At 63.9% G+C, this 20,572-nt stretch carries 21 protein-coding genes; 7 read left to right on the forward strand and 14 right to left on the reverse strand.

What is annotated here, in order from left to right; translation table 11 throughout:
• Positions 1 to 148: 148 nt before the first annotated feature.
• Complete coding sequence (locus ACFVTG_RS14145; protein WP_059388805.1) at positions 149 to 919, reverse strand: IclR family transcriptional regulator; 771 nt, start codon at positions 917 to 919, stop codon at positions 149 to 151.
• A 207-nt stretch (positions 920 to 1,126) separates the two neighbouring features.
• Between ACFVTG_RS14145 and ACFVTG_RS14150 the strand changes: the two genes are divergently transcribed.
• Positions 1,127 to 2,443 (forward strand): MFS transporter, encoded by a 1,317-nt coding sequence (locus ACFVTG_RS14150; protein WP_284751078.1) that lies wholly within the window; start codon positions 1,127 to 1,129, stop codon positions 2,441 to 2,443.
• A 183-nt stretch (positions 2,444 to 2,626) separates the two neighbouring features.
• Complete coding sequence (locus tag ACFVTG_RS14155; protein ID WP_059388807.1) at positions 2,627 to 2,863, forward strand: hypothetical protein; 237 nt, start codon at positions 2,627 to 2,629, stop codon at positions 2,861 to 2,863.
• Positions 2,864 to 2,879: 16 nt separating this feature from the next.
• On the opposite strand, the gene ACFVTG_RS14160 is transcribed toward ACFVTG_RS14155, so the two are convergent.
• The 7 genes from ACFVTG_RS14160 to ACFVTG_RS14190 form a co-directional block, all read right to left on the reverse strand.
• On the reverse strand, positions 2,880 to 3,167 hold the full coding sequence (locus tag ACFVTG_RS14160; protein ID WP_284751077.1) for a MoaD/ThiS family protein: 288 nt from the start codon (positions 3,165 to 3,167) through the stop codon (positions 2,880 to 2,882).
• A gap of 8 nt (positions 3,168 to 3,175) precedes the next feature.
• Entirely contained in the window at positions 3,176 to 4,330 is a 1,155-nt protein-coding gene (locus ACFVTG_RS14165) for a WD40/YVTN/BNR-like repeat-containing protein (RefSeq protein ID WP_390281376.1), read from the reverse strand.
• A gap of 58 nt (positions 4,331 to 4,388) precedes the next feature.
• A complete protein-coding gene (locus ACFVTG_RS14170) occupies positions 4,389 to 4,589 on the reverse strand; it encodes a hypothetical protein (protein ID WP_059388808.1) in 201 nt (66 codons plus the stop codon).
• A 333-nt stretch (positions 4,590 to 4,922) separates the two neighbouring features.
• Positions 4,923 to 6,314 carry a GntP family permease gene (locus ACFVTG_RS14175; RefSeq protein ID WP_284751074.1) on the reverse strand — a complete coding sequence of 464 codons (1,392 nt, stop codon included), beginning with the start codon at positions 6,312 to 6,314 and terminating at the stop codon, positions 4,923 to 4,925.
• 22 nt (positions 6,315 to 6,336) lie between these two features.
• Complete coding sequence (locus ACFVTG_RS14180; RefSeq protein ID WP_390281379.1) at positions 6,337 to 6,972, reverse strand: bifunctional 4-hydroxy-2-oxoglutarate aldolase/2-dehydro-3-deoxy-phosphogluconate aldolase; 636 nt, start codon at positions 6,970 to 6,972, stop codon at positions 6,337 to 6,339.
• Positions 6,969 to 8,621 carry an amidohydrolase family protein gene (locus tag ACFVTG_RS14185; protein ID WP_390281381.1) on the reverse strand — a complete coding sequence of 551 codons (1,653 nt, stop codon included), beginning with the start codon at positions 8,619 to 8,621 and terminating at the stop codon, positions 6,969 to 6,971. Before ACFVTG_RS14185 ends, ACFVTG_RS14180 begins: the two co-directional genes overlap by 4 nt.
• A 10-nt stretch (positions 8,622 to 8,631) precedes the next feature.
• On the reverse strand, positions 8,632 to 9,966 hold the full coding sequence (locus ACFVTG_RS14190; protein WP_390281384.1) for an amino acid deaminase: 1,335 nt from the start codon (positions 9,964 to 9,966) through the stop codon (positions 8,632 to 8,634).
• 234 nt (positions 9,967 to 10,200) lie between these two features.
• Between ACFVTG_RS14190 and ACFVTG_RS14195 the strand changes: the two genes are divergently transcribed.
• From ACFVTG_RS14195 to ACFVTG_RS14210, 4 genes are read left to right on the forward strand one after another with little or no spacing between them, the layout of a single operon-like run.
• Positions 10,201 to 11,232 (forward strand): sugar kinase, encoded by a 1,032-nt coding sequence (locus tag ACFVTG_RS14195; protein ID WP_390281386.1) that lies wholly within the window; start codon positions 10,201 to 10,203, stop codon positions 11,230 to 11,232.
• Entirely contained in the window at positions 11,229 to 11,990 is a 762-nt protein-coding gene (locus ACFVTG_RS14200; protein ID WP_284751069.1) for an IclR family transcriptional regulator, read from the forward strand. The genes ACFVTG_RS14195 and ACFVTG_RS14200 overlap by 4 nt, the downstream gene beginning before the upstream one ends.
• Positions 11,987 to 12,391, forward strand: coding sequence for a RidA family protein (locus tag ACFVTG_RS14205; RefSeq protein ID WP_059388814.1), 405 nt, complete (start codon positions 11,987 to 11,989; stop codon positions 12,389 to 12,391). The genes ACFVTG_RS14200 and ACFVTG_RS14205 overlap by 4 nt, the downstream gene beginning before the upstream one ends.
• 34 nt (positions 12,392 to 12,425) lie before the next feature.
• On the forward strand, positions 12,426 to 13,814 hold the full coding sequence (locus tag ACFVTG_RS14210) for an EAL domain-containing protein (RefSeq protein ID WP_390281389.1): 1,389 nt from the start codon (positions 12,426 to 12,428) through the stop codon (positions 13,812 to 13,814).
• A 9-nt stretch (positions 13,815 to 13,823) separates the two neighbouring features.
• Here ACFVTG_RS14210 and ACFVTG_RS14215 read toward each other — a convergent pair whose 3' ends face one another.
• From ACFVTG_RS14215 to ACFVTG_RS14240, 6 genes are read right to left on the reverse strand one after another with little or no spacing between them, the layout of a single operon-like run.
• Positions 13,824 to 14,273, reverse strand: a complete 450-nt coding sequence (locus tag ACFVTG_RS14215; RefSeq protein ID WP_390281391.1) for a rhodanese-like domain-containing protein — start codon at positions 14,271 to 14,273, stop codon at positions 13,824 to 13,826.
• An 8-nt stretch (positions 14,274 to 14,281) separates the two neighbouring features.
• The gene (locus ACFVTG_RS14220; RefSeq protein ID WP_390281393.1) at positions 14,282 to 15,097 is read right to left on the reverse strand and encodes an IclR family transcriptional regulator; all 816 of its coding nucleotides are present in this window, start codon (positions 15,095 to 15,097) and stop codon (positions 14,282 to 14,284) included.
• 7 nt (positions 15,098 to 15,104) lie between these two features.
• Positions 15,105 to 16,718, reverse strand: coding sequence for a beta-N-acetylhexosaminidase (locus ACFVTG_RS14225; protein WP_390281395.1), 1,614 nt, complete (start codon positions 16,716 to 16,718; stop codon positions 15,105 to 15,107).
• On the reverse strand, positions 16,715 to 17,623 hold the full coding sequence (locus tag ACFVTG_RS14230) for a carbohydrate ABC transporter permease (RefSeq protein ID WP_390281398.1): 909 nt from the start codon (positions 17,621 to 17,623) through the stop codon (positions 16,715 to 16,717). Before ACFVTG_RS14230 ends, ACFVTG_RS14225 begins: the two co-directional genes overlap by 4 nt.
• Positions 17,620 to 18,624 carry a carbohydrate ABC transporter permease gene (locus tag ACFVTG_RS14235; RefSeq protein WP_390281400.1) on the reverse strand — a complete coding sequence of 335 codons (1,005 nt, stop codon included), beginning with the start codon at positions 18,622 to 18,624 and terminating at the stop codon, positions 17,620 to 17,622. Before ACFVTG_RS14235 ends, ACFVTG_RS14230 begins: the two co-directional genes overlap by 4 nt.
• A 43-nt stretch (positions 18,625 to 18,667) precedes the next feature.
• On the reverse strand, positions 18,668 to 19,960 hold the full coding sequence (locus ACFVTG_RS14240) for an extracellular solute-binding protein (RefSeq protein WP_390281402.1): 1,293 nt from the start codon (positions 19,958 to 19,960) through the stop codon (positions 18,668 to 18,670).
• A 215-nt stretch (positions 19,961 to 20,175) separates the two neighbouring features.
• On the opposite strand from ACFVTG_RS14240, the gene ACFVTG_RS14245 reads away from it, so the two are divergent.
• A complete protein-coding gene (locus ACFVTG_RS14245) occupies positions 20,176 to 20,562 on the forward strand; it encodes a metal-sensitive transcriptional regulator (RefSeq protein WP_284751061.1) in 387 nt (128 codons plus the stop codon).
• The last annotated feature ends 10 nt before the right edge of the window (positions 20,563 to 20,572 follow it).

Below are 20,572 nucleotides of genomic sequence, written 5' to 3' on the forward strand. Positions count from 1 at the left end.
CTTTGACAACTGCACCCGCGGATCGGCCCTCTCTGGATTCCCTCGGGACGTCCAGAGCCTGCCGCTCCGCCGGGCGGTATGAATCAGACTACACAAAATGTTCATATATTGCACCAGTGTTCTTATCGCGAACAAAAGTGAGTGCCGCTTAGCGCTGCGGCAGGCGGTCGGCAAGCTCGGATGCAGCGCTTTTCAGCAAGGGGACCACCGCCACCAGTTGCTCCACGCTCATCCGGAAAACGGGGACCGCAGTGGCAAGCGAGGCGAACGCAACGCCCTGGGAATTGAGGACCGGGACGGCGACGGCGCGCATGCCCACCTCGTTTTCCTCGTCCATGATCGCGTAGCCCTGGCGCCGGACCTTCTCGATTTCCAGGCGGAAAGCGTCGCGGTCGGTAATGGAGAACTCCGTCAGCGGCTCCAGTTCGAGCTCTTCCACCAACTGCTTGCGCTCGTCGTCGTCCGCGAAGGCAACAAGCGCCTTGCCCACGGCCGTGGTGTGCAGCATTCCAAGATGCCCCGGATCACTCGTGACCCGGAACATTTGGGGGCCGTCCACCTTGTTGACCGTGAGATGGTGGTGGCCATCCCGGACCGAAAGGATGGTGGCTTCGCCGGTCCCTTCCGTCACGCGCTGCAGGATGGGCCGTGCGGTACCCGCAAAGCCGTGGTGGTTTGATACCCGCTGACCGAGCTGGAAGACACGAAGTCCCAGATGGTAGCGGCGACCGTCGGCCTCGTAGTCGACGAATCCGTCGCGGGTCAGGGATCCGAGCAGCCGGTAGGTGGTACTGAATGGCAGCTCCGCCTGGCGGGCGAGCTCCGAGGCGCTGGCCCCCTTCGGCTCATTGCCCAGCAATACGAGGAGGCCCAGGGCCTTGCCGATCATGTCGGTTTTTGTGTCTTCCTTCACATCCATAACTAAAGATTGCCACATCGTGAGAGCTATATCTAGATGGTGAGTAAATATCTTGACAAGTGACGGTGCTCACAGTCATCATTGCTATATCGCACAAGTAGCTCTCACAATGTGGCTACAGTGTGAGGCCGCTGCCGGACCCACAACGACGTTCCAGGCAAGCAAATTTCAGCCAGATGCGACATCGCCGTCACACAAAGGAACACCATGAGTCACACGATCCCGTCTACGACGCCGGGCACTGCCACGGCGGGAACGCCGAAGAAGGCAGCCCTCGCCAGCTTCCTCGGCAGCGCCGTCGAGTACTACGACTTCTTCATCTTCGGTTCGGCCGCGGCCTTGATTTTCCCGCATGTCTTCTTCCCCAGCGCCGACGCCAACGCTGCCATCATGTCGTTCGCGACATTCGGCTTCGCCTATGTAGCAAGGCCCGTTGGAGCCATCATCCTGGGGCACTTCGGCGACCGCATCGGCCGCCAGCGCGTGCTGATGTTTACCTTGGTACTCATGGGCGGTGCGACCTTCATCATCGGCTGCCTCCCCGATTTCAAGTCCATCGGCTGGTGGGCTCCGGCGCTGCTGGTCTTCGCACGCCTCTGCCAGGGCCTCTCGGCCGCCGGTGAACAAGCCGGGGCTTCGTCCATGACCCTGGAACACGCTCCGGACAACCGTCGCTCGTTCTTTACCTCCTGGACCCTCACGGGAACCCAGGGTGGCCAGATCCTCGCAGCATTGGTCTTCATCCCCGTCGTCGCCCTTCCCGACGAGATCAAGTACGGTATCGGCTGGCGCATCCCGTTCTGGCTCAGCGCCGTGGTGGTCCTCGTAGCGTTCTTCATCCGTCGCACACTGCATGAACCGCCGGCGTTCGCCGAGGCCAAGAAGAACAACCAGATCGCCAAGCTTCCCGTGGCCGACCTCCTCCGGCTGCACTGGGCCGACGTCCTGCGTGTTATCTGCTGCGCCTTTATCTCCGCAGTGAGCACTGTCTTCGGCACCTTGGCCATTGCCTATGCCAAGGACGTGGCCCACGTGAACAGCACCATCACCCTGTGGCTCGTCGTGGCGGCAAACGTCGTCGCGCTCGGCACGCAGCCGGTGTTCGGCAGGATGGCCGACCGGATCGGCCGCAAGCCCGTCTTCATCTACGGCGCCGTAGCCAGCGCCATCATGACGCCGGTGTTCCTCTTGACGCTCGAATCCGGAAACGTGCCGCTCATGTTCCTGGTCTCCGTGGTGTACTTCTCCCTCGGATACGCCGCTGCAAACGCCGTGTGGCCCTCCTTCTACGGCGAAATGTTCAGCACCAAGGTCCGTTTCTCCGGCTTGGCCATCGGTACCCAGATCGGCTTCCTCATGGCTGGGTTCGCCCCGACGATCGTCACCGCAATGGGCGGCACCAAGGCCGGTGGCTGGGTCCAGATCAGCATCTTCACCGGCGTCATCTGCGTCATCGCAGCGGTCTCCGCGATGACCGCCCGCGAATCCTTCAAGACCCCGACGGCGGAGCTCGGCCTGAAGTAGGACGCTGCCTCAAACAAATCCGTGGTTCCACACCGGCCGCCCTCTGGGCCCGTGTGGAACCACGGATTTTCTTTGTCCCTGAAGTCTTACCCACGGCTAACCCATACGAAACCACACCGCAACATTGGGCCGCCACACTGGAATAGCCGGCAAACGCTGGCAGCTCCAGCCAGGGAGGCCACCATGTTGAAGGAAGTATCGACCCACCCCACAAGAATCCGCGCACTTGACCAGTTGCACCGCGGCGACCAGATCGAAGCCCGCCTCTCCGTCGGACCCTCCTACGATGACGTCGTCATCCGCAGGGGCAGCGTCCAGGAAACGGCCCCGGGCATCGGCGTCGTCTGGATCATGGATCAGCTGACGGGCCTGCGCAAGGCCATCAATACCGACGAATGCACAGTCTGGCGAGTGGCCTGACCTGGCCCCGAACCGCTCAGCCGCCAGCCACGGACTGGATGATCAAGACCTCCTGGCCGGCAGCAACCTCAGTATCCAGACCCTTCAGACGCCGGACCTCCTCGCCGTTCACGTAAATATTCACGTAGCGGCGGAGCGAACCGGTTTCATCCCGGATCCTCCGGGCCAGCACCGGGTAGTCCCCGGTCACAGCATCAAGCAAACTTTCCACGGTCACAGCTCCGTCGGCGGGCGTAGTCAGGTAGGACTGCCCGCCGGCGAGTGGCTGGAGAACGCTGGGCAAAAGCACCGTGATGTCAGGCAAGGTCCGTCCTAGGCCGGCAGGCCGGATGTTGCGACGGCAGCAGCCAATTCGGCGGCCACATCAGTAAAGACAACGGCAGCCCGCACACACAAAACATCAGGCAGGTGCGAGGCGACTTCGATGAAGGACTCGCCCTCGTCGGCGCTGGCGTAGACCGAACCGCCGCGTGTTCCGAAGTACACCCCGGCAGGTTCAGCAGAATCCACCGCGGCTGCGTCACGGAGCACGGCGTTGTATTCATGGTCCGGGAGGCCCACATCCAAGCGCTTCCAGGACTGACCGGCGTCATCCGTGCGGTGCACCGCGAGATGGCCGTCCGGCGGAATCCGCTCACTATCGGCCTTGATCGGGACCACCCAGGCCGTCCCTTCGCGGCGGGGGTGGGTGAGCATCACGAAGCCGAAATCAGCGGGAAGGCCGTCGGCGATTGAAACCCAGTTTTCGCCGTTGTCGTCCGTGCGGTACACGCCGTGGTGGTTCTGCGCATACAACCTGCCTTCGACGGCGGCATCCGCGGCGATCTTGTGCACGCACTGCCCGAACTCTGGATTGGGATCGGGCATGAAGTACGCCGAGATCCCCTTATTGCGGGCCTCCCAGGAGGCTCCGCCGTCGAGCGAGCGGTAGACGCCGCCCGTGCTCATGGCGACGTGGACGTTCTCCCCGGAAGGGTTGACCACGATCGAGTGGGCGGCAGCGCCGCCGTAACCGGCTCCCCATTCGCTGCGATGCGGGTGGTCCCATAGGCCGCGGTTCAACTCGAAGTGCTCGCCGCCGTCGGTCGATTTCCAGACGGAGATCGGTTCGCAACCTGCCCAGACCACCCCGGGCCGGGAGGCCGAGTCAGGATAGATCTGCCAGATCCGTTCCAGAGCGGCATCGGTGCCTTCCGGGAATTTGATGGCGCCTTGTTCGGGCTCGGTCCATGTGGCGCCCAGGTCATCGGAGTGGGCCACGGTGGGACCCCAGTGTTCGGAGCGCACGCCCACCATGATCCGGGGATTGTCCCCGCGCGTATCGATCCCGATGCTTGGGATTTCACTCATGAGGAAGTGCGGACCGGAGAGGGACCATTCCTTGCGGTCTGTGCTGCGTGCCAGCCACAATCCTTTTTTGGTCCCGATCGCCAAGACATAACTCTCTGCGGTAGCCATGAACCCCATGCAACCATCCCATCGCGGGGGCCGCAACGGTTTTATGAACCGCTTCTAGGAAACCGCCTCAGTCCACGAACTCGGATTGCGTCTCAATGAAGTCCCAGTCGGCGTCGCTTAGCCCGCCGGCCAGTTCCTCAAGGCGCGGGCCGCCAACGTCGGCAATGCGTTGCAGGACTTCCAGCGGAAGCTCTGTGGCGCGGAGGTTCTCCCGCAGCCATTCCTTGCTCTTGAGGTCTATGTCCAGCCACCACATGAAGATCTCCACGTGGACCACCCCTTCCTGTGCAAGTTAACGCTAGGCCTGCGCCGGGTGCACTACAAGGGGACGAGGACCTTGATCAAATGCCGGGTCCGGCCCTAAATTCGGGGCTGGAAAAAGTAAAGTGAAAGTAGTTATTCAGATTGGTAGCGGAGCGCTGTCGTGGCACGTAAGCTAATTGTCAGCAGGAACCCAAAGAACCTGCTCCAAAGTCCGCTCCGGAGTGCGTATCCCCCAATAACGCACTCCGGAGCTCTTTGTTTAAGCCTCGCGACACGCAAAATCCCTGGCGCCCACGGAATTCCGGAGGCGCCAGGGATTTTCCGTGTCGCTCAGCTCCTAGACGAACTGGTACAGCAGGGCCGCCATACCGAAGCCCACTACCGAGAGCACTGTCTCCAGCACCGTCCACGTCTTCAGGGTGTCCTTGACTGACATGTTGAAGTACTTGGAGATGATCCAGAATCCGCCGTCGTTCACGTGGCTGGCGATGATGGAGCCGGAAGAGATGGCCATGACGATCAGGGCCAATTGCGGCTGCGAATAGTGTCCGGCCGTGAGCGCCGGGGCCAGGATGCCGCCGGTGGTCACGATCGCGACCGTGGCCGAGCCCTGGGCGAGGCGCATACCGCAGGCGATCACGTAAGCGGACACAATGACAGGAAGCCCGGCCTTGGCCAAGGTGTCCGCCACGGCGTTGCCCACCCCGGTTGCCGAGAGCACCGCGCCGAAGAATGCACCGGCTCCAACAACAAGCAGGATCATGCCGACCGGCTTCAGCGAGGCCGAGCTCAGTTCGGAGAGGTCCTTGGCGCTCATGCCTCGACGCGTGCCCAGGAGCCACATCGACAGTGCGACGGCGACCGTGAGCGCAATGGCCGGGTTGCCGAAGAACACGAGCGCATCCCGGAATCCGCCCGCGGGGAGGAAGACGTTGCCGAAAGTGGCGCCAAGGATCAGGAGCATCGGCAGGCCGATGGCAAGGGCAACGACGCTCATGGGCGGCTCGTGGCCCACGGCTTCCTCCGCCTCCGGGATCACGCGGTCCTCCGGAACGGCAACTTGCACGCGCTTGCCGATCCACTGGCCCCAGAGAATGCCGGAAGCGAACCAGGCAGGGATGCCGCAGGCCAGACCCATGATGATGATCCACCCCAGTTCAACGTGGAACAGTCCGGCCGCGGCTACGGGACCTGGGTGCGGCGGCAGGAAGGCGTGGGTCACGGAGAGGCCGGCGAGAAGCGGCAAGGCGTACAAAATGAGGGATTTCCCGCCGCGCACCGCCGCCACGTAGACGAGGGGTGCGAGCACGAAAATGCCGATGTCGAAGAAGACCGGAATGCCGAGGACAAACCCGGTGACGCCCATGGCCAGCGGCGTTCCCTTTTCGCCGAAGATCTTCACGAGCCTGCCCAGCAGGACCTCCGCGCCGCCGGATCGTTCCAGGATGGCGCCCAGGACGGTGCCCAGGCCGATGATCAGGGTGATGTGTCCGAGGATCCCGGCGAAGCCCTTCTCGATAAGGGCGTCCCCGCTCTTGATGGGCGAGCCTACAAGGGCATCGATGCTCACGCCGCCCGCCAGCGCGACGAGCACGCTGGTACCCACCAAGGCAATGAACGGTTCTACCTTGACTTTGATGATCAGAAACAACAGGAGGGCAATGCCGGCACCTGCCAGGAGAAGCAGGCCGGCCGTATCGTGCCGTAGCCAGTTCAGGAATTCATTCATGGAGGTTACTTTCTTGGGATTCCTACGCGAGGGTGGCGGTGAAGGCGGCGGCCCTGGCCGAAATGTCAGCCCAGTCGCCTGCGGCCACGGCGGACGGAGGGACCACGCTGGTTCCACAGCAGACCGCTGCGGCCCCGGCGTCGAGGTAGCTCTTGGCGTTCGAGGCGTCGATCCCGCCGGAGGGCAGAAGCCGGATGCCAGGGTAGGGACCCTGAAGATCCTTGAGGTAGGCCGGGCCGAGCTGCCTGGCCGGGAAGATCTTGACTGCGGCGGAACCGAGGTCAAGGGCCTGCGCCACCTCGGTGGGTGTCATGGCGCCCAAACTGAAGGGAACGCCGGCTGCGACGGCCACCGCCGCAACCTCGGGGCGAAGGCCGGGCGTCACCAGGAACTGGGCACCGGCGTCGATTGCTGCCCTTGCCTGCTCGGCCGTCATCACGGTACCGATTCCGACGGCGGCGCCGTGCTGCGCGGCGGTGTCCGCCGCCCGACGCACATACTTCAGCACGTCCGGGGTGGTGAACGTCAATTCGACGCTGCGGATGCCGCCGTCGGCCAGTGCGCGGCACAGCTCGGCGGCGTCGGGGATAAACGGCGCACGGACGACGGCGAGGGTGCGGTCGGCTTCAAGCTGTTCGACGAATTCTTCAGGAGTCATGCGATTTCCGTACTTCCTGCTCGGGTGCGTCCGTCGGGGCTGCGGCGCAGGGCGCGGCCGGCACGGGCCCCGGTGGGCTTCCCGCCGTCGATCGCTGCCGTCCCGTTGACGAACACGTAATGGATGCCAGTGGCTGGCTTGCGGGGGTTTTCAAAGGTGGCTTCGTCACGGACGGTGCGCGGTTCGAAGAGGACGACGTCGGCCGCGTAGCCTTCGCGGACCAGCCCGCGGCGATCGAGCTTGAGCCGCTCGGCGGGGCGGCCGCTCAAGTGGTGGACCATATCTTCCAGCGTCAGCAAGCCCAAGTCGCGGCTGTAGTGGCCCAAATAGCGGGGGAATGTTCCCCAGGCACGCGGGTGCGGCTTGGCTCCGACCAAGAGGCCGTCGCTGCCGCCGGTGTGCGTACGGTGGACCATGATGGCCTGCACGTTTTCCTCGTGGCCAACGTGCTGCAGGATCCCGGTGCCCAGGCGGTCCGCCTGGAGGATCTGTGCGAACACGTCGAACGGCTCTGCGTTGGTTTCGGCGGCGATTGCGGCGATGGTCTTGCCCACATGGCCGGCGAGCGCCGGGTTCTGGACGCCGCTGACCTCCAGGGTGTCCCACTCGGCGACGACGCCGTGGCACCCGTCGGAGCCGTAAATCTCCACGCTTTCGCGGATTCTCGCCAGCGTGGCCGGGTCGGCCAAGCGCGCGAGTGTGGCCTCGGTGCCGCCGGAGGATGACCAGCTAGGCAAAATGGCCGCGAGCGTGGTGGCGCCGGGGAGGTAAGGGTAGGTGTCGAGCGTGATGTCGGCGCCGTCGTCGAGCGCTGCATCGATGAGCTCAAGCAACTCGCCCGCCCGGCCCTTGTTTTCGGCGAAGTTCATGGTGGCGTGGGAAAGGTGCAGCGCGCAGCCGGTGTCCCGGCTCAGTCCGATCATCTCAGCGTAGGCGCCGAGCGAGCCCTTTCCGTAGGAGCGGTGGTGCGGGGCGTAGAAACCACCCAGCTCCCCCACCGTGCGGCAAAGTCCCGCCAGTTCCTCGGTGCCGGCGTACATGCCGGGGGTGTAGGTCAGCCCGGAGGACATCCCCACGGCGCCTTCCTCCATGGCGGTGCGGACCAGGTCCTGCATCCGCTCCTGCTGCTCCGGCGTCGGGTCCCCTTTGGCGAAGCCCATCACGAGGGCCCGTACGGTTCCCTGTGGCACGAGGTAGGCGGCGTTGGTGGCGATCCGGCCCCCGTCTTCTTCCGCGTCGAGGCGCTCCAGGTACTCACCTACCGTCCGCCAATTCCAGTCGAAATCCTGCGGGTTGTCGTTCCAACCGGCGATCTTCTCGCGGACCCCGGTCAGGGTGGCGTCGTCCACCGGAGCGTAGGACAGCCCGTCCTGGCCCAGAAGTTCGGTGGTGACGCCCTGGCTGAGCTTGGCGTAGTGGTCCTTGTTGACCAGCAACTGCAGGTCCGAATGAGCGTGCATGTCGATGAATCCGGGGCTCAGGACGAGTCCCGTGGCATCGATGGTCCGCTCGGCGCCGGTTCCGCTTGCGGTGAGGGATCCGGCGTCGGCGACGACGGCGATCACTCCGCCGTCCAGCAGGACGTCCGCGGGACGGCGGTCCGCCCCGGTTCCGTCCACCAGGATGGCGTTGCTGATGAGAGTCTTCATGGCGTGTGTCCTAGAAGAAGGTATGGATGAGGTCGACGACGGTTTGGTCGCCGTCGGTATCCGCCAGCACTGGGATGAGCGTCCACTTGTCGAAGGCCGTGCACGGATGCGAAAGCCCCAGTCGCACGACGTCTCCGGGCCGCACAGTGGTGGTGCCGGCGTCGAACGTCATGAAGCAGTGCTGGTCGTTGACGGCAGTGATCTCGGCACCGGCGAGGGGCAGCATGGGACTGCCGAGGTCAGGCCCGATCAGCTGCGGACGTGGCAGGCCTTCGTCAACGGGCAAGTCCCGCTTGCCGGCGTCGAGGATGGCGAGGCCGGGCTCGGGCTGGGACACGACGCGCGCCCAGCCGTGCATAGCTGCCCTGAACGGCTGGCCGCCGTCGCGGGAAAACGGCGAGATGCCGCGGTAGAAGCCATCGTCGTGGATGATGTAGGCCCCGCTGCGGATCATGAGTTCCACCCGGGTGCCCGCCTCGGAGCCAGCGGTGACGTGCGGCGAAAGGACGTCGACGACGTCGTCGAAGTAGGCGCTGCCGCCTGCCGTGAGGATGACGGCGTCGGCCCCGTAGAGACCTTCCTCGAGGAGCCGCTGATGCAGCTCACCCATCTGGCCCAAGAACCCGCGGACGGCGGCGAGACTGTCGGCGTCTGCCGTGTGGGCCAGCGATCCTTCGTAGCCGCTCACCCCCACCAGCCGCAGGTGCGGGGAGGCAGAGATGGCGCGCGCGACGTCGAGTGCAGCCGCCACGCCTCGTGCGCCGGTGCGGCCGCCGGTCCCGCCAAGCTCAACAAGGACATCCAGGACGGCATTGCTTCCAGCAGCTTCCAAGGTGCGGCCAATGACCTCCACGGTGACGGCGGAGTCCACCCAGGACAGGATCGGCCGGTCCGGATTTGCGGTCTTGGCGACCCATTCGATCGCGTGCGGATCGCTCAGGCTGTTGGCCAGTTGTAGGCGCCGCACGCCGAATTCGCGGGCCACGCGGAGCTGGGCGAAGTTCGCTACGGTGATCCCCCAGGCGCCGCGGCTCAGCTGTTCGGCCCAGAGCTTTGGCGCCATGGTGGTCTTTCCATGCGGAGCCAGCAAGACGCCATGCTCCGCGCACCACGAAGCCAGCCGATCGGCATTGCCGCGCATCGCCCCGGCATCAAGCGTCAACAACGGTGTCTGGAGGTCCTTGAGTTTCGGGGTTGTGGAGAGGAACTCGCGGTGGCTGGTGCCGTTGGCTGTGGCGGGCACGGCTTTGTGCCGCCAGTCGAGCCGGACATCTGCCAGGCGGGCCACGGCGTCGGTCGCAATTGCCCCGGCCTCTGCTCCGGCCCCGGACGTGGAAGTGTTCACCAGTTCGATCCCTTCACGGTGCGCGATTCACTGTGCGCATTCTGCTCGCAATTTCCTTGCGTTGCGTATTTTGCAACGCAGGTTGCAAAGCTGTTGGTGATATGTCTAACATGGTGCAGGATTGGGAGTCAAGGCCGCGGCATGGCCCGGCACCCCCTGATCAGGCCACGGAAATCCCTTCTTCATTGGGGTGTCGAGTGCCGCTGGACGCGGCAGAGGGAGCGCGGGAGTTTCATGCTTTCAGCTGTATGTGTGGGCGAGACGATGGCCATGCTCACTCCGGTGAAGCCCGTCCCGCTGCACCAAGCCACGGAGCTGCACTGCGGCATCGGCGGCGCGGAATCGAACGTTGCCATGGGCCTGGCCGCCATGGGCCTGGACTCCCACTGGGTAGGCCGGGTGGGCCGGGATGGATTCGGCACCCGGATCCTGGAGGAGCTCAGCGGCCACGGAGTAGGCATTTCCGGCGTCGAGGTTGATCCCGTACGGCCCACCGGGCTTTACGTCAAGGTCCCAGCCCAGGAATCAGATCCCGACGGCGGCAGTTCAGTTTTGTATTATCGGCAGGGTTCCGCCGCGTCGGCCATGGGCCTGGGCACCTTGGCGAATCCCGCCGTCGAGCGTTTGCTTAACGAAGCATCGCTCATCCACCTGAGCGGCATCACAGCGGCGCTCTCAGCGGAATGCCTCGAGCTGACCGAGGCCATCCTCGCCGCACCGAGGCAGGGCCGCATCATCAGCTTCGACGTCAATTGGCGGGCGGCACTCTGGGCCGGACAGGACCGTTCCGTGCTGCGCCGTCTTGCCAACCTTGCCGACATCGTGCTGGTGGGCAAGGACGAGGCCGAGCACGCCTTCGGCACCACGGACGAGACTGAACTACGGCGTCTCATGCCGGATCCCGCCGTCGTCGTCATCAAGAACGAGGCCATCAGCGCCATCGCGCTGGAACGGGACGGGACGCGGTCCGAGGTGTCGGCATTGTCCGTGGACGTGCTTGAGCCGGTGGGCGCGGGTGATTCCTTCGCTGCCGGCTACCTGAGCGGCGTGCTGTTCGGCCTCGAGCAGAAGGCGAGCCTCCGCCGCGGTCACGTCGCCGCAGCCTGCACCCTCACCGTGCATGGCGATCGCGGCCCCCTTCCCGGCTCAGCGCTGCTTTCGGCCATCCTCGATTCCACAGACGCCGAGTGGGCCGGGATCCACGTTGCCGGGGGACACTTCAGCAGCCAGAATCGGAGCCCCCAAGATCGGAGAACAGCACTATGAGTCAAAGCCTGATGCGGGCCATCGACCTGCTCGCCGAGCTTGCTTCCAAACCGGCCACCCTGGATGAGCTTGCCTCCAAGGCTTCGGTGCACAAGACCACCGTGATGCGCCTCCTGCACGCGATGGAGGAAAAGCGATTCGTTGTCCGCGATGAGGACCAGCGGTTCATGCTTGGCTCCAAGCTGTTCGAGCTGTCCTCGCTCGCCCTGGAACAGCGCGACATCCGCAAAGTGGCGCACCCGTACTTGGCCGAACTGAACGGAAAGACCGGGCACACCGTGCACCTTGCCGCGTTCGAGGGAAACGACGTGGTGTACATCGACAAATTCGAGTCGCACCATCCCGTGCGGATGTACTCCCGGATCGGCCTGACCGCGTCCCTGCATTCGGCTGCCGTCGCAAAAGTCCTGCTTGCCGACATGCCACGCAGCCGGCAGGAAAAGATCGCGGCGGGACTCGACTACACAAGAATTACCGACACCACCCTGACCTCGCCGCAGGCCCTTTTGGCCGAACTGGAGCAGGTCAGGATCCAGGGCTGGGCCCACGACAACGCCGAGCACGAATCCTTCGTGCACTGCATCGCGACCCCAATTCGCGACGCGAGTGGCGCCGTCGTGGCCGCAGCCTCTTGTTCGGTACCGGTGGTGATGCTCAGCTATGAAGGACTGCTTGAGCTGCTGCCCGACCTCAAAGCCAGCACCGAGGCCATCTCCCGCGACCTCGGCTGGATCAGCCACGAAAGGAACTCGGCATGAGTGAAAAGACTGTAGTACTGACCGAAAATGCTCCGGCCCCGGCGCACGTATTCTCCCAAGGCATCCAGAAGGGCGGCCTGTTCCAGGTATCCGGCCAGGGCCCCATGGATCCCGCCACCAACCAGTACATCGGCGAGGGCGACGTCCGCGTCCAGACCCGCCGCACACTGGAGAACGTGAAGGCGATCCTCGAAGCCGGCGGTTCTTCGGTAGAAGATGTCATCATGTTCCGCGTCTACCTCACTACCCGCGACGACTTCGCCGCCATGAACGAGGTCTACGGCGAATTCATCACCGAGAACGTCCCCAGTGGCCAACTGCCCAGCCGCACCACGGTGTTCGTCGACCTCCCGCACGAAGTCATGCTCGTGGAAATCGACGCGCTGGCGGTTACGGCGTAATCCCCCGAGCCCGGCTTGGTGGCACTATTGGGTGATGCCCTTTATGCGCGTTCCCAGGCTTAAGAGGGCGTCTTCCCGGGACGGACGCCCAGCAAACCGGCTGGCGTCGGTTTCTACCGGATGGTTGCTGCTGGTTGTCGTATTCATCGAGGCTGCAGTCGCCTTGTCTATCCGCCTGCCATTGGCTTTCGGGTTTCCGCTGTGGGGCGGCATCGATGAAATGACCGGGTTCCCGGCTCTTCTGGCATTGCTGATCGTGCCCCTGATGGTGCTGGCGGCGTGGCGTCTCATGCGGCAGCAGCAGCGGGAACGAAGCCAGGCGTTCCGGACGTCGCGCTTGATGGACACCGTGCTGCATACAAGCCTGGACTGGCTGTGGGCCACGGGGCCCGATGGGCGATTTACGTTCTGCAGCCCGGCTTGCAAGGACATCACGGGGTACGAACCTTCCGAGCTGCTGGGGAGGCACATCACCCGCGTCATCGACCCCGGGGACCTGGCAGACGCACGGGTGGACTGGAAAGCCAGGGAAAGCGGTGACTCCTCGTGGTCACGGGTGGTCACCGTGTGCCGCCACCGGGACGGCAGCCGCGTCTTGATTGATGTTGCCGGAAGGCCGATCCGCGACAGGGAGGGCAGGGACTGCGGTTTCGAGGGCACCTGCCGCGTCTTGAATCCAGAGACAGCACGTTCGCGTGCGGAAGTCACCGTCCGCATCCAGGCATTGCTCAATGACGGCTCACTCATCACAGCATTCCAGCCGATCCGGTGCCTGGAAACCGGCAACGTAGTTGGAGTGGAATCGTTGACACGGTTCAGCGGCTCCCAGGAGTTGTCCCCGGAGGTGCGTTTCATGGAGGCCGCCTCGGTCGGCCTGGATATCGAGCTCGAGATCCTTGCTCTCCGGACCGCGCTGACCACCGCTGCGGGGCTCCCGCCGGAACTGTACATCGCGGCAAACCTCTCACCGCGCGCGTGCCTTGACCCTCGGCTGGCAGCCGCGATTGTCGAGTCGACCATCCCTCCACGACGCGTCGTGCTCGAGGTCACCGAACGCCATGAGGTCGCCAACTATGAACCGCTCGCCGAAGCGCTGGCGCCGTTGCGGCGCGCCGGCCTGAGAATAGCCGTCGACGACGCCGGCGCCGGCTTTGCTTCCATGCGCCACATCCTGCAACTCAAGCCGGACCTCATCAAACTCGATCGCGAGATCATCGCCGGCATCGACACAGATCCGGGACAGCGGGCCCTGGGAGCTGCGATGGTCGGTTTTTCCTCCGAAATCGGAGCCGCCCTGGTAGCCGAAGGGATCGAGACCGAGGCCGAGCTGGCTGCGGTCACCAAGCTCGGGATGACCGCGGCCCAAGGTTACCTTCTCGGCCGGCCCTCGCTCAGACCGGAGGACTGGGCGGGATGGGGGTAGCGGTGGCTGCTATCCCCCGGGCTGGTGCGCCGTCACCAGGCCATCGAAGTCCCGAACGACAACACCCGTAGCTGTCTCCACAGGAAGCCCGTTCCGCGCCCAATACTCGATGCCACCGATCATCTCCCGCACCGGGTACCCGAGCTCGGCGAAGGCCAGGGCCGCGAAGGTGCTTCCATTGCAACCAGGTCCCCAGGAATAGACCACCACTGCGGTCCCGGCCGGGATCAGTGCGGCTGCCCGGGCGGGTATCCCGGCGGTCGGAAGGTGCACGGCACCGGGGATGTGACCGTGGTCCCACGAAGACTGCCTGCGTGTATCCACGAGCACGAAACTGCCGGGAGCCGCATCGGCAACGTCCATGACGTCGATCTCGAACTGCAGCTTCGCACGGAAGTAAGCGCCTGCGGCACCGTCCGCCCCAACCGCAGCACCGGCGTCGTTCTTTGGCTTTTCCATCTGCCCTCCTAAGCCAGCTTCGCGAGTTTGGCGTTGGCACGTCGCGATCCCAGCTTGGCCGAGATGCGCAAACTGGTTTCGGCGGCCATGGGACCTACTTCACGGACGCGTTTGGCGGTCATCCGGGACGACAACGATGAGACGCTGAGGGCGGCAACCACGTGATCGTCGTGGCCGAAGATCGGGGCAGCGACGCACCGGACCTCGGGTTCGTTTTCACGGTCGTCGATCGCATAGCCTCGGCGACGGATCGCGGCGAATTCAGCCCGCAACTGCTCGGGATCCGTGATGGTCCTGTCGGTGATGGGCACCAAATCGCCGGCCAGGATAGGCGCCACCACTTCCTCCGGGCTGAAGGCCAACATGGCTTTGCCAACCGCGGTGCAGTACGCCGGCATGGTCGCCCCAACGCGCGATGCCATACGGACTGTTGCCTCGTCTTCAACTTTGTCGAGGTAGACCACATCATGGCCGGACAGGACCACCAAGTGGCAGGTGCTTTCCGTAGCCCTCATCAGCACTCTGAGCTCGGCATTCGCGACGCTGCGCAAATCGAGCCGGTCCAGGTATGACTGTCCCAAACGCAGGCAACCATGGCCCAGCCGGAAGCGGCCGCTCTCGGCGTCGCGTTCCAGCAGGTTTTCGTCCAACAAGGGCGCGGCCAACCTCAGAACCGTGCTCTTGTTGAGCCCGGAGAGCTTGGTCAGCTCCACCAAGGCGAGTCCGTCCGCGCTCACCGGATGCTCCGCCACCACCGCCAGCAAAGCCAGCGCCTTCCGCAGCGAAGCCGAGGAGTTCCGGGCCTCCGTGCCTTCAGTACCCACGTGTGTCCTATCCAGCGGCGATGCGCTGCTCGGCGTCGTAATCGCGTTTCCAGCCAACCACTCCAGGCCTCAACTGCCAGGGATGCGGTCCGGACAGCGGCCGGTATTCCACTCCCATGGCCTCCAGGCGTTCCAGATGCGCGCCTTCGAGCCTGGCCAGGAAACCATCGTAGTCCCGGTTCTCCGGCTGGGACCAGAGCACCTCCGCCACGGCGCTCAACCGCGGAAACGCGGCGAAGTGGACCCGTCGCGGGGAATCCAGGTGTTCCGTCCAGATGTTGGCCTGCGCGCCGAGGAGCCTGCCCGGGAAGGCCTCATCCGCACCCGCGGGCAGCGGTTCGAAGCCGTAGACATCCTGCAGGCTGGTGACAAAACCCACGGGCACGGGTTCGCCGTCGCCGTCGGCCTGCCGGTGGTCAAGGTACAGCTTGTGCTCAGGGCACATGACCACGTCATAACCGCTTTTGAGCGCGCTCATACCGCCTTCGTAGCCTCGCCAGGAGGCCACCAATGCACCATCCGGCAGCTCGCCGTCGCCGATTTCGTCCCACACGGAGGTAGCACGCCCATGCCCGTCAAGGTGCTTCGCCAACTGCCCGACAAACCAGCTGTGCAGTCCCGAAACGTCGGGCAATCCGAGTTCGGCGGCTTTGGCTTGTGCCTGGGCGCTGGATTGCCACTGGGTCAAAGGGACCTCGTCTCCGCCCAAGCTGATCCAACGGGACGGGAAGATCTGCACCACTTCATCGAGCACGTTGCGGTAGAACTCCAATGAGGTTTCCGAGACTTCCAGGACCGTCTCATTGATTCCCCAACGGGGCCACACCTCGCTGGCCACGCCCGTTCCCAGTTCGGGGTAGGCGGCGATGGCGGCCTGGCTGTGTCCTGGAACATCGATCTCCGGAATGACGGTGATGTGGCGCTCGGCAGCGAACGCGACCACTTCGCGTAAATCGTCCTGGCTGTAGAACCCGCCGTGCGGAAGCCCATCGAAAACCCCTGCCCGCCAAGAACCAAGCGAGGACTCGCGACGCCATGCCCCGGTCTCGGTAAGTTTCGGGTAGCGGTTGACCTGGATCCGCCAGCCTTGGTCGTCCGTGAGGTGCAGGTGCAGGACGTTGAGCTTGTGCATGGCCATCACCTCGATGAACCGCAGCAGGTTGTCCTTGGGCATGAAGTGCCGGGCCACGTCCAGCATGGCCCCGCGGTACCCGAAACGCGGGCCGTCCTGGATGGATACCTTGGGAACCGACCACGCGCCATCCGTTTCCGAAACTGGCGCTTGCCGCAGTGCGGCGGGTCCCATCAGTTGCAGGAGCGTCTGCGCGGCGTAGAAGGCTCCGGCCGGGCCGCCTGCATGAATCACGACGGCGGTGCCTACCTCCAGGCGGTACGCCTCGGCGTCGAGCTCCGGGTCTAGCAGGAGGCTGATACCCGCATCGGCTTCGGTGGCCGGGAACAGGTCCCAGCCAGTGGCCGCTCCGAGGTTTTGGGCGAGCCAGCGGCGCGCGCTGTTGAGCTCCGGATCGGCGGCCAAAGAGGTGGCTGCGTCCAGTTCCAGGAAACCGACACGCGACTCCACCGAGTACGGCACGGGAACCAGCAGATCCGCGGCGCTCATCCCTTCACCGCCCCCGCCAGCCCGGACACGAGTTTTCGCTGCACTGCGATGAAGAAGATCAGCACGGGAATGGTCATAATCACGGAACCGGCCATGATGGCACCCCAATCGTTCTGGTCGGGCTTGAAGAAGGTCAACAATGCCATGGGCAGGGTCTGGTTCTCCTGGGCGGAAATGATGAATGTCTTGGCGAAGAGGAAGTCGTTCCACGTGGAGATGAAGGAAAACACCGAGCATGCCACCACTCCGGGCGCCACGAGCGGGAAGAGGATCGAGCGGACAAAACGGAAACCGCTCGCCCCGTCTATGCGCGCTGCCTCTTCGATCTCGACCGGCACGGCTGCCACGAAGCCACGAAGCATCCAGATCGCGAACGGAATGCTGAATCCCACATGGACCAGCACCACGGAGCCGAGCTGGTTCAAGCCCACCAACGGTACGGCCTCCCCGGCATTGCGCAGCAGGAAGAACAACGGAATGGTGAGCGCCTCAACGGGCACCATCTGGGAAACCAGCACCACGATCAGCAACTTGGTGCGCATCTTGAATTGGTAGCGGGTCAGTGCCACGGAGGCCAAAAACGCCAGCACAGTGGAGACGATGACGACCACGAGCGCCACGATCACGCTGTTGAGGAAGTACCTGCCGAAGTTGTTGACCGACAAGACCCGCATGAAGGAATCGAAGGACGGTTCCAGCGTGAACGGTGCCGCATCGCCGGCGTCGAGCGCCGTCTTCGGCTTGAGGGCCGAAAGCACCATCCAGAACAGCGGGAACGCGACGAGAAGCGCGATGGCGAGTGCCGCCGCATCGGCGCCGAACCGGCGTCGTCCGCGCTTGCGGAACTGTTGCGGCGCGTCCGGTGCGGGCCGATTCTTGCGGAGTGGAACGTCGACGGCGGTCACAGGACTTCTCCCGTTCTCTTGAGGATGCGGAGGTAGATCAGGGTAATGATCATCAGCAGCGCGGTCATGATGACGCCGAGGGCCGAGCCGAGGCCATAAAGGCTGGCCGCGAAGGCCTGCTGGTAGCCGTAGACGTTCAGCACGAGGTTCTGCCCGGCAATACCGCCGCCATTGGTCATGATGTAAATCTGGGAGAAGATCTTGAAATTCCAGATGATGGACTGGATGGTCACCACTATCACGATGGGCCGCAGCATCGGAAGCATGATGCTGCGCGCGATCCGGGGCATGGAAGCACCGTCGAGCCGCGCCGCCTCAATCACTTCGGTGGAGATCGCCTGGATGCCGGCGTAGACCGTCACAAGCACGAACGGGAACGAACACCACACCACTTCGCTGGCCACCAGCCCGAAGGCGGACCATTTGTCGTAGGTCCAGGAGTAGCCGTTGAACTGGGTCAAGCCCACGGACACGAGTGCCTTGTTGACGAGTCCCAAGGTGGGGTCGAAGAGGAACAACCACACGGCGCTGCCGGTGACGGCCGGTGTGGCCCAAGCGCCGAGCGAGACTACGAACAGCGCGGTCCGGACCCAGGGCCGGAGCCGTGTGGCCAGCACTGCCAACGACGTTCCCACCAGCAGCGTCAGGACAACGCAGGCGCCCGCGAACAACACTGTGTTGCCCAGGACGGACCAGAACTCCGGATCGGCGAACAGTTTCTGGTAGTTCTCCAGGCCCGTGAACTGCAGTGGTGCCTTGCCACTGACTTGGGCCTGGCGGTAGTCATACAAGGAAACGTTGATGAGCTGGAAGATCGGGTATCCCAGCAGCGCGATCAGGACAATGAAAGCCGGGGCCAGGTAGAACCACGGTTCCAAGCTGCGCTTGCCCTGCGAACGACGGCGGGGCATGCGCGCCGTCGTCGGCTTGCGGTTCTGTTTGCGGTCCTGTTTGCGGTTCGCTCCGTTTGTGCCCGCCTTCGCGGATGCAAGCGCCGTCACGCCGCGCCACCTGGCGTGGATCGGACGTGCCTCACGAACCCCGTCATTTGGATCCGAAGACCTTGTTCATGGCTGCAGCCGCGTCCGCAGTAGCCGTATTGACGTCAGCTTTACCCGTGACGATCTTCTGGTACATCCCGGTGAAGATGCCCTGGGCGTCGATGGTGGACCAGGTTTCCGTCACGGGGACGAAATTGGTGCCGGCGGCGAGGGTCTTGATGAAGGGGTCAAGCTGTGGATTGGACGCCGCAACAGACGTCTGGACGTCGCTGAATGTCGGCAGGTTGCCCATGGCGTCGAACATCTTCTGCTGGAACTTCTTGCCAGCCAACAGCTCAACGAACTCAGCTGCCAGGGTGTGGTGCTTGCTGCTGTTGAAGACGCCCAGGTTGTTTCCGCCGGCAAATGCAGGGGCGATCGAACCTGCCGTATTGCCCGGAACCGGAACCACCGCGAACTTGTCCTTGACGGCGCTGGCCGCCACGGCCTTGTAGTTGAAGTCGCCACCGATGGTCATGGCCGACTTGCCGGCGATGAACTGCTGGACGCTCGCGTTTCCGCCGAATTCGGCGCACGTCTGGGGCGGGCAGATGTCGTTCTTGAGCAGCCGGGCATAAGCCGAGATGCCGTCCCGGGATTCGGCCGAATCCAGACCAGAGACGAAAGTGTCACCCTTCTTCGTGGCAATGTTGCCACCGTTGGCCCAGAGGTAGGGCATAGCGGAGAACTGCGCAGCTCCACCAACCGAAATCCCGAGCATGTCCGGGTTGGCTGCGCGGACGGCGCGGGCCACGGTTTCGACGTCGGCAAGAGTCTTGGGCGCCCCCAGCCCGAGCTTCTGCAGCAGATCGGCGCGGTAGTAGAGGGCTCGGACGCCGACGTACCACGGCACACCGTAGTTCTTGCCACCGACGTCCGTGGTGGCCAGGATCTTGCTGTCCAGGTCCTTGGACTCATCCCAGGCCTTGATGTCTGCAGTCATGTCGGACAATCCGCCGGATGCAACGTAGCTGGCGAGGTCTGTGTTGCCGAACTCGGCGACGTCGGGAGCGCTCGAGGGGTCGTTGAACGCGGCCTTGAACCGTTCTGCCCGGCTGTCGACGGGAATGTACTGGACGTCGACCTTGACGCCGCTGTGACTGGCTTCGAAATCGGAAACCGCGGCCTTGACTACCGCGGATTTGGGGTCCTGGTTGACTTCCGAGAAGAGCCAGACGCGGATGGTGCCGGACTTCTCATCGGAAGATGACGCGGCGTTGTTCGACGTGGGCGGGGCGCAGGCCGTCAGTGCGAGGGCGGCGAGGGCAAAGGCAGCCGCAGAGCGTGCGATTTTCAATGGATCCTCCATAGAGAAAAGGGTTGAGTGCCCGGCGGTCCCCCGCTTCGGGTATGGAAGGAAACTTTACAAACATACTTTTGTGAGCGGAAGCACAAGCGGCAAAAGGTTTGCATTGCAAAACGAGAATTTGTAAATAGGCGATCTTTCGCACGATGGCTGATACCCCCTGGGGGTACTTGATTTTATACCCCTAGGGGGTATACCTTTGGGGCATGAGCACGATCGATGTGGACCCCGCAGATTTGAACCCGGTTGATTTGAACATTGGCCAGCCGGGCATCGACGTTGAGGATGGAGCGCATTCCCAACACGGCTACTCTTCCAACAAGGACGCCTACTTGAGGCGCCTTAAGCGGATCGAGGGCCAGGTACGCGGCATTGCGCGCATGGTGGAAGAGGACAAATATTGCATCGACATCCTCACCCAAGTCTCGGCTGTCACTAAAGCCCTGCATGCCGTGAGCCTCGGGCTCGTGGAGGAACACATCGGGCACTGCGTCGTCGGAGCTGCCTCCGAGTCCGATCCCGTCGTGCGCGCAGAGCAAATCGACATCAAGGTCAAGGAGGCAGCCGATGCCATCGGGCGCCTGTTGCGGTAACCCCGCAAGC

This window comes from Arthrobacter sp. NPDC058127 (assembly GCF_042884555.1).
Taxonomy (GTDB): domain Bacteria; phylum Actinomycetota; class Actinomycetes; order Actinomycetales; family Micrococcaceae; genus Arthrobacter.

Bases quoted from the DNA above. Each gene is read 5' to 3' on its own strand.
- ACFVTG_RS14225 (WP_390281395.1), bottom strand. From the start codon at position 16,718: ATGAGCGCCGCGGATCTGCTGGTTCCCGTGCCGTACTCGGTGGAGTCG.
- ACFVTG_RS14210 (WP_390281389.1), top strand. From the start codon at position 12,426: ATGCCCTTTATGCGCGTTCCCAGGCTTAAGAGGGCGTCTTCCCGGGAC.
- ACFVTG_RS14245 (WP_284751061.1), top strand. From the start codon at position 20,176: ATGAGCACGATCGATGTGGACCCCGCAGATTTGAACCCGGTTGATTTG.
- ACFVTG_RS14145 (WP_059388805.1), bottom strand. From the start codon at position 919: ATGGATGTGAAGGAAGACACAAAAACCGACATGATCGGCAAGGCCCTG.
- ACFVTG_RS14155 (WP_059388807.1), top strand. From the start codon at position 2,627: ATGTTGAAGGAAGTATCGACCCACCCCACAAGAATCCGCGCACTTGAC.
- ACFVTG_RS14185 (WP_390281381.1), bottom strand. From the start codon at position 8,621: ATGAAGACTCTCATCAGCAACGCCATCCTGGTGGACGGAACCGGGGCG.
- ACFVTG_RS14150 (WP_284751078.1), top strand. From the start codon at position 1,127: ATGAGTCACACGATCCCGTCTACGACGCCGGGCACTGCCACGGCGGGA.
- ACFVTG_RS14205 (WP_059388814.1), top strand. From the start codon at position 11,987: ATGAGTGAAAAGACTGTAGTACTGACCGAAAATGCTCCGGCCCCGGCG.
- ACFVTG_RS14165 (WP_390281376.1), bottom strand. From the start codon at position 4,330: ATGGGGTTCATGGCTACCGCAGAGAGTTATGTCTTGGCGATCGGGACC.
- ACFVTG_RS14175 (WP_284751074.1), bottom strand. From the start codon at position 6,314: ATGAATGAATTCCTGAACTGGCTACGGCACGATACGGCCGGCCTGCTT.
- ACFVTG_RS14195 (WP_390281386.1), top strand. From the start codon at position 10,201: ATGCTTTCAGCTGTATGTGTGGGCGAGACGATGGCCATGCTCACTCCG.
- ACFVTG_RS14180 (WP_390281379.1), bottom strand. From the start codon at position 6,972: ATGACTCCTGAAGAATTCGTCGAACAGCTTGAAGCCGACCGCACCCTC.
- ACFVTG_RS14215 (WP_390281391.1), bottom strand. From the start codon at position 14,273: ATGGAAAAGCCAAAGAACGACGCCGGTGCTGCGGTTGGGGCGGACGGT.
- ACFVTG_RS14200 (WP_284751069.1), top strand. From the start codon at position 11,229: ATGAGTCAAAGCCTGATGCGGGCCATCGACCTGCTCGCCGAGCTTGCT.